The 6,036-nt window shown below is 67.3% G+C and carries 5 protein-coding genes; 3 read left to right on the forward strand and 2 right to left on the reverse strand.

All coding sequences use genetic code 11. From position 1 onward, the window contains the following. Positions 1-279 precede the first annotated feature (279 nt). From FRW57_RS15830 to FRW57_RS15840, 3 genes are all read left to right on the forward strand, one after another. Positions 280-894, forward strand: a complete 615-nt coding sequence (locus FRW57_RS15830) for a hypothetical protein (protein WP_162529380.1) — start codon at positions 280-282, stop codon at positions 892-894. Next, a complete protein-coding gene (locus FRW57_RS15835) occupies positions 887-1,948 on the forward strand; it encodes a phosphotriesterase family protein (RefSeq protein ID WP_162529381.1) in 1,062 nt (353 codons plus the stop codon). The genes FRW57_RS15830 and FRW57_RS15835 overlap by 8 nt, the downstream gene beginning before the upstream one ends. A 216-nt stretch (positions 1,949-2,164) precedes the next feature. Beyond that, positions 2,165-2,929 carry a M20/M25/M40 family metallo-hydrolase gene (locus FRW57_RS15840; RefSeq protein ID WP_275263155.1) on the forward strand — a complete coding sequence of 255 codons (765 nt, stop codon included), beginning with the start codon at positions 2,165-2,167 and terminating at the stop codon, positions 2,927-2,929. Between the two features lie 84 nt (positions 2,930-3,013). Here FRW57_RS15840 and FRW57_RS15845 read toward each other — a convergent pair whose 3' ends face one another. Both FRW57_RS15845 and mobF read right to left on the reverse strand, forming a co-directional pair. Next, positions 3,014-3,820 carry an endonuclease/exonuclease/phosphatase family protein gene (locus FRW57_RS15845; RefSeq protein WP_152186448.1) on the reverse strand — a complete coding sequence of 269 codons (807 nt, stop codon included), beginning with the start codon at positions 3,818-3,820 and terminating at the stop codon, positions 3,014-3,016. Positions 3,821-4,050: 230 nt separating this feature from the next. Then, a complete protein-coding gene (gene mobF / locus FRW57_RS15850; protein ID WP_238999457.1) occupies positions 4,051-5,583 on the reverse strand; it encodes a MobF family relaxase in 1,533 nt (510 codons plus the stop codon). Positions 5,584-6,036 lie beyond the last annotated feature (453 nt).

Below are 6,036 nucleotides of genomic sequence, written 5' to 3' on the forward strand. Positions count from 1 at the left end.
TCCACCTCATCTATCACACGAGCAACATGCCGGTGAATTCCCAGTCTCACACAGTCGACACGCGGGACCAGCAAAAACTAAGTGCGGCTGTAGTACTAGGTGGAGTTGACCTCGATGCGGTGGGTGACCGTGCCGAGTAGCGATCCAGCAGGCAGTCCCGCTGACGGACGCCGCGGAGACGAGGACGGGCCTGGAGCGAACACCCTCGCGACCACACTCAGTACCCGCCTGGTCGACGACAACCGCGACCTTCTGGCACAGGCGTGCACCGGGCGGTTCATGGTCGACATCGCATCGGGCACGCTGGAGCTATCCACGTTCCGGGCCTACCTTGCCATCGAACGGCGCTTCGTCGTGGAGTCGGCCCGTTTGCTCGCGGCCGCGGCGCTGCGCTCCCCCGACGAGGAAACACTGATCCAGCACGTGTACGCAGCGCACCATCTCGTCCACGATCAGTTGCGGTACTTTGCCGAGACCCTCCAGCGCGTCGGAGACTCCGGCCCCGTATCCACAGCGGCCCTCGCCACCGCGGGCGGGCTGGCCCGGCTGGCTCGCGAGGTCGTCGCCAGTGGCGACTATTGGCACCCGATCGTGCTCAGCTACGCCACCGAGCACCTGTACCTCACCTGGTGCGACGCGACGCTTCCCGCCGTCGACCCTGGTACCGAGGTCGGCCGCTGGGTCGCGATGCACACCACGTCCAGCTTTCGGGGCCGCGTGAAATACCTGGCCAGTGAGGTCGACCGCGCGACACCAGATGGCGCGGCCGGCCAGGCGAACCGGTTGTATCGCGAGGTGATCGAGGCTGAGATCCGATTCCATGAAGCGCCCTACGCCGACAGCGGCCCGGACGGCCACACGGACAAAGACCACGAGGACACCGAGCATGACTGACGAACTCACGGCGACATCGGTCCGCACAGTGACCGGCACCATCCGCAGCGACCAGCTCGGACTGACCCTGCCGCACGAGCACCTGATCAACAGCATCGCCGCGGGAGGTCTCACTCCCCATCCGGACTTTCCCGACTTGTTCGACGCCCAGGTGACGCCGCAGCTCGCGTGGATCCTCAACGAGCTTCCGTACGCATGCGTGGACAACTGCAGTCTGGACAACTTCGACGACACGCTGGCAGAACTGACGGACTACCGGGCCGCCGGCGGGGCTACCGTTATCGAGGTCACGCCCGAGGGGCAGGGGCAAGACCTTACCCAGCTCCAACGACTCGCACGGCAGACCGGGCTGAACATCATCGCGGGAGGCGGGTGGTATCTCGACCGCTACCACCCGGACTGGGCACGATCGGCCAGCGTCCAAGAGATCGCCGACCACTTCCTAGCCACCACGTTCTCTGCGGACGATGGCGACACGCCGCGCTCGGGCGTGATCGGTGAGATCGGGGTGTCTCCGAACTTCTCCGTGCAGGAACAGAAGGTGCTGCGTGCCGCCTGCGTCGTCCAGAAGGAGCGTAGGCTGCCGATGTTCATCCATCTGCCCGGCTTCGTTCGCTACGCCAACCGGGTGCTGGACATCGTGCTGACCGAACAAGCAGTCCCTCCGGAAGCGGTCGTGCTGTGCCACATGGACCCGTCTGGCAACGATCCGAGCTACCAACTCAGCGTCGCGGAGCGCGGGGTATGGGTCGAGTTCGACATGATCGGCATGCCCTACCGATTCACCCTGCCCGGCGAAGGTCGCTCACCTTCCGTCGGTGACACCATCGCCGCCATTCGCCGCTTGGTGGAGGCCGGATACGGCTCGTCGTTGCTGTTCAGCCACGACATGTTCCTCAAGAGCATGCTGCGCAAGAACGGGGGCAACGGATTGCTTTACATCCCCAGAGTCTTCCGTGCGCTGCTCGCTGAAGAAGAGATCAAGGGGTTCAACCCTTACACGGTGATGACCGAGCACGTCCGCCGCCTCTTCGAGCTCGCAGCTGCGAGATAGCTGCGAGAAGACTGCTGGATGAGTGAGCAATGACAGGAACGGTCGGGCGCGCTGCCGGGCGGATGGCCGAGGCCGCCGCTATGTATCCTTCAATGGTCAAGTGGCGTCGTACGCTGCACCGCCTCCCCGAAGTCGGTATCGCCCTCCCGGGCACCCACGCGCTGGTAGCCGAGACCCTGTCGAACTTCGGCTTAGACATCGAGGTCCGACCTAAAGGTGGCGTCAGCACCCGAAATACCCGGTCGGTACCCCGACGGGCTGACCTGCATTCTGCGCGCCGACATGGACGCGTTGCCGCTGCAGGAACACAGCGGCGAGGAGTTCTCCTCCGAACGCGACGGGGCGATGCACGCGTGCGGGCACGATCTGCACACGGCCATGCTGCTCGGCGCAGCGCAAGCCATGGCGCTCGCGCCTCCCCGCCGCGACACCGTCCTCGTATTCCAGCCGGGCGAGGAAAGTGACCACGGCGCTCTGCAGACCCTGCGGCACCAAAATTTGACCGGGCTTCGGCGAGCGTCGGCTTTCGCGGTCCACGTCAACGCGGTGATGCCGTCAGGAACGCTCGACGAGGCATACGTGCGTTCCCTGCGGAGCGCCGCGATCACTGCCATCTCTCCACCCGTATTCGGTCTGAACGTGCATCGCCTCGGAGCCGAGGGCAAGCGTGCCGTCGTGGTGGAGGTCCCGGCGAGTATCGACGGGCCTCACCTGGTCTACAAGAACGATTACTTCGGTGCGCCTGTGCGCAATGACTCAGACACCGCGTGGATGAAGGAACGCCAGATCGAGTCGATGTATCGTGCGCGGTTCGATGAAGGGCGCCACTCCGCCGAAGCGCTGGACAATTTGTTCGGCGAAGCAGCCAGCGGGGGCGACACCGACAATCGGGCATGGCTCATCGCAGTTACCCATCCCCGCCTTCCTCGGCTCGGCGACCGGCTCACCAGGGACGCGGCTCGCGACGTGGGCCGAGCGTGACGACGTCGTGGAGGTGATCTGCCGGTGGTTCGGGACCGGCATTGCTGGCAGCGGCATTGAGGGCTCCGGCGGCGCCCGTGGCGGTCAGCGCTCGACCGGTGACACCAGCCGCGCCCTGACGTACAGGAAGTCGTGATCGGTGTACGTGGCGGGCAGGACCTCCGACCTCGCGACGCGCAGGCGAGTGGCGCTGCCGTAGACCTGCTGGAATCCAGGGTTTTGCGCCGACCCCCGGTCGGTGTGTGTCCACATGCCCGGCGGCGCGCAGCTGCCGAGGTTGTTCATGTCACCGGCCGCGATCGTGGGGCCGCGTCTGGCCCGCACTGCCAACACCTCGGCGAACTCCGCACACTGCCGGAGAACGGCGGTCCGCTCCTCATTTGGGGAACTCAGGTGGGTGGTGCACACGGTGACCCGCTGCGAGGTCACGACGCACAGCCAGCGGCGCTGCTCTGGATCGATCGACTGTGCGCTGTACCGGTGGTCGTCCGTTGCGGTGATCTTCGCGGCGGTGAGTACGGCGTCGCCGAACACGCCCCGCCCTCCGGGGGCACGGCAGGACAGCGGCTGCCCGCCATATAGCACGGTCGAGAACCGCCGGTGGTAGCCGGTCCTGTCGGAGATGCGAGCCACGTCGCGGCTGCAGACCTCGTTGAGCGCTACCACGTCGGGTCTGTGCGCGCCGATGACTGTGATCGCCTCCCGGACCACCTCGGGATACTCCAGGCAGGGCGCCAGCCCCGACATGCACAGGTTCATCTGCAGCAGCGAGTACGACGTGCTCCCTACCATCGGCGGCGCGGTGGATGACGCGGAGGTGTCGGTGACCGGAGGCGAGCATCCCGCCAGTACCACCACCAGGCAGGCGGTGAGCAGACGAACCAACCTCATGTTCGCGCAACCCCGAGCCGACGGGCCCACGTCATCGCCACCGGTCCTGTATACCCCCGATGAGGACTCCGTCAGCCCATGCGAGGAGCATGCCGGAGGCCGCGACTTCAGTCGTGACCAGGCCGAGGCCATGATGTGGCGGCGCCTAGGTAAAACCGGGAGGTGGCCGTCATCCCTGCTGGCTCCCGGATGCGAGTAGGTTGACCACGATCCGCAGCAACGACCAGCCGCTACGCGCGCCAAGCTGGTCGCTGCGTCAGCGGCATGAGCGGATACTCCCACCGAACGCTAGTTCGATGGATGTGCTCACCAGTCTCTCCTATCGAAATCGCGCTCAAGCCTGTCTGCGCGGAATCGGATGCGTCCATCGAGGGCATCGGCCAAATGGGTGAAGAAGCGACGCTCAAGTGATCCATGCGGCAGGTGAGAGGCGATGCGTCTCGACTCCTCCCCTTCGGCGACCTCTTGCCCTGTCCGGGTGCGATCTCGGGCGGGTCGACCGGCACCGCCGACCCCACTGCCAGGTCCGTCACGTGTTCGGCAACGGCCAGCCGTTCGGCCGGGTCGGTGAACCGGGCGCGGTGCAGCTGCCGTAGCACCTCGGCCATCAGGTTCATCCGTGAGAACGTGGCCCGCTTCCCCGCGACCTCGGCCAGCGCCGTCCCTGCCAGATCCGCGAGGGTCTGGTCGGTCAGGTCGCCGGCGTGCAGCAACGGGTGTCCGTTCCTGCCCGCCAAGCCCGACATCCAGCGGGCCGGGTCGGGACCCACCAGCCCGGCGGCGCGAGCACGCCATACCCGCATCTGCTCCGCCAGCGCGTGCGCCTGCTTGTCCGGCCGGGTCGACAACGTCGCCTGCTGCCGCAACTTGAGCACCTCCGGCGAGGTCGGCGCCCGCCCGTGCGCGGTCACGAAGTTGTCCACCAGCGCGTTCTTGGCCTCCTCGATCGCCCCCGACCGGCGGGAGAACTCCGCCTGCAGCTCGACCGGAACGCCGGCGACCTCGAACTTCGGCACGCTCGAGTACCGCCGCGCCACCGGCTCCCACCCCCACCCCAACGCGCCCGTCAGGTAGTCCGACAGCACCGCGTTGTACAGCTGCGACAACGCCACTGTCGCCTTGAAGACCAGCCGCCCGTCCAGGGTCCGCCACGTCCCGTCGGCGCACTGGGCCCGGTTCATCACCACCACGTGCGTGTGCAGCTGCGGGTCCCCCGCCCGCGAGTCCCAATGATCAAACCCCGCCGCCACCACCCCGCGCACGTCCTCCTGGACGACACCCGCGTGCCCGGACCGGGACGCGAACACCGCCCGCTCGGCATAGGCCATGACGAACTCGACTGCCCGCAGGTGCGCCCGGTAGATCGCCGCCTGCGTGCCCGGGTCGGCCAGCGCCCACGCCACACTCACGCTCTTCGGGGCGCTGAACGTCAGGTCGAACCCGGCCACCGGACGCGGCGCCTTGCGCACCCTGCCGTTCTTGTCGATGTATGCCGTGCCCACCGCCCGCGGGGGCCGGCCCAGCTGCTGCCCGGTCACCGGGTCGGCCAGCTTGCCGAGCATCCGGAACAGCGCCTCCTCACTGACCTGGGTACCGGGTGCGATGCCGGCGCCGCCGGCCAGACCGGCCAAACCCGCGCCCAGGAACCGTCCCGGAGGGGCGCCCGACTGCGCGTAGTACCGCGTCAACCGCGACGAGGCCGCGCCGGCCATCAGGTAGCGATACCCTGCGCCCAAGCTGATCCGGCGGATCGACACCGTCACGACACCCACTCCGCCCGGTCGCGGGCCTGCCGTTCTTCTCGTTCGTGCATACCCCGAATACCGGCCGCACGGGGCACTATCCGGACCCGACAGCACCTGGGTGCAAACCGTGTGCCTCATGCTTGGTCCTGCAGCTCTGGAGGGTGGAACCGGCCCGTCACCGGGCGCCCAGGATGGTCACCGGGGTGCCCCAGGAGGGCGACCCACCGACGAGCGCGAGTGTGGCCAGCAAGTTCTGCTTACTGAGTCGATAGCATGCGAAGAAGGCCGTCATGCCAACATTTGGTTCAGCCGAGGGCGACGAGCAGCAGGGTCATGGCTGTCACGGTGGCCAGGAGGACGGAGGAGCCGAGTAGGACGGTCTTGACCACTTCGGGGGGTCGGACCCCGCCGCCGACGGCGCCGATGCCGATCAGCACGATCACCGGCGCCACGCTGTTGCCCACGTTGGCT

Origin of the sequence: Segeticoccus rhizosphaerae (assembly GCF_009192725.1) — a bacterium.
Lineage (GTDB): Bacteria > Actinomycetota > Actinomycetes > Actinomycetales > Dermatophilaceae > Segeticoccus > Segeticoccus rhizosphaerae.

Bases quoted from the DNA above. Each gene is read 5' to 3' on its own strand.
- FRW57_RS15830 (WP_162529380.1), top strand. From the start codon at position 280: ATGGTCGACATCGCATCGGGCACGCTGGAGCTATCCACGTTCCGGGCC.
- FRW57_RS15845 (WP_152186448.1), bottom strand. From the start codon at position 3,820: ATGAGGTTGGTTCGTCTGCTCACCGCCTGCCTGGTGGTGGTACTGGCG.
- FRW57_RS15835 (WP_162529381.1), top strand. From the start codon at position 887: ATGACTGACGAACTCACGGCGACATCGGTCCGCACAGTGACCGGCACC.